This window comes from uncultured Microbulbifer sp. (assembly GCF_947498635.1).
GTDB lineage: Bacteria > Pseudomonadota > Gammaproteobacteria > Pseudomonadales > Cellvibrionaceae > Microbulbifer > Microbulbifer echini.
In genome coordinates this window covers 1-1352 of the sequence record NZ_CANMKV010000098.1, presented here as the reverse complement: position 1 = coordinate 1352, position 1352 = coordinate 1, and the positions used below count along the sequence as shown (strand labels likewise).

The window sequence follows — 1352 nt, the reverse complement described above, 5'->3', positions numbered from 1 at the left end:
CCAAACCAACACAACCCGACATTATGCTTAGGGAGACTATTACGAGAACTGCTCTAATCATTGACGTACCTTTAACGTTGCCAACAGGGGCAGCCGGAGCGTTTGCGTGCGAAGCGCGCCGCGTAGGCTGTCCAGCCGAGGCCCGAAGGGGCTGGGCGAGCCTGCTTGGCTTTGTTATACGCTGCCTTCCCCTACAGATTGAAAAATAAGATCCCTGAACTCAGGAATACCAAGAAAGAGCACTAAAAATCCGAGAAAAATAGACAAAATACAAACCAGCCATAAAGCAAGAGCAATCTTCCTTTGCTTATTGTGATGCGGATAGTACTTCGCAAATAGCAAAGATACTCCAGACAACACTAATAATCTTGGCGCTGCAACTGCATGCTTGCTCAGAGCAAGCATGCTAGCGGCCGCAGCTAAACCCGAGAGAAAACCAACAGCCCAAATTATCTTAAATAGGAAAATCACTATCTCCATTGATACTCCTACTCGTATAACGCCGCCGGCAGGGGCAGCTTACCTTGTGCACATTTTGCGCGACAATGGGAGCACAGCGACCTGTGCAAAACGTGCACAAGGTAAGCTGTCCCGCGAAGGGCCGTAGGCCCGGAGCAAACTGCCCGGCTTTGTTATGTTTTTGCGCACACATATGACTGAAAATACTGCTCCAGTTGATATTTTGAGTGCAACGCAACCTCAGTACCTGACGGACTGTAAATTGTATTTGCTCCACGTCTATACGCGTCTGATTTTGCTCTCTCAGATATGGAATTTTCCGAATTAGCTCTTACCGAATACCAGTGGACTTTTCTGCACCCCTCCGGGGCTTCACTTACGATCACGACATTGTGATGCGCGCTCCGCATGGCACACGCTGAAACACTGATCGTCACAAATACAAAAAATATTCGGGTCATCATAGAAATATAACGCCCCAATAAGCTGCCCAGTGAGCGCCGCTACACTTGGTGGCGGCCTCGTGCCGACCCGGCGGCGCTTACTGGGTCAGGCTTAATTGGTTTGTTATGTGCGGTTTATTGCACCCATTTTATTACCCAGTTTGACTCTTTAAAGTAGCTATTAAGTTCTTCGATATTTGCTACCCAGCTGTCAAAAGCTGGCGAATTAGGATTGTTTAACTCTTTGCCCGTGAGTACTAGGAAGCCGCCAGTGCTTTCAGAATCATCGATGATTTTGACTTGTAAGCCCTGATCGTCGCCAGATTCGATTAGCCCAATTTTTCCTACTTGGATCACTCGGTACTCCATGCCACATAACGCTAAGATAACCTGCGCTGCAGGCGGCAAAAAAATGACCTGGCATTGAATTTAGGCCGAACTAAAGAGGCC

General features: G+C 48.1%; 2 protein-coding genes. Both read right to left on the bottom strand.

All coding sequences use genetic code 11. The annotated features are described in order from the left end of the window. Positions 1–174 precede the first annotated feature (174 nt). Positions 175–480: a hypothetical protein gene (locus tag Q1A69_RS19945; protein WP_299589625.1), complete on the bottom strand. Its 306-nt coding sequence runs from the start codon at positions 478–480 to the stop codon at positions 175–177. Between the two features lie 557 nt (positions 481–1037). Beyond that, entirely contained in the window at positions 1038–1259 is a 222-nt protein-coding gene (locus tag Q1A69_RS19940; RefSeq protein ID WP_299589623.1) for a hypothetical protein, read from the bottom strand. Positions 1260–1352 lie beyond the last annotated feature (93 nt).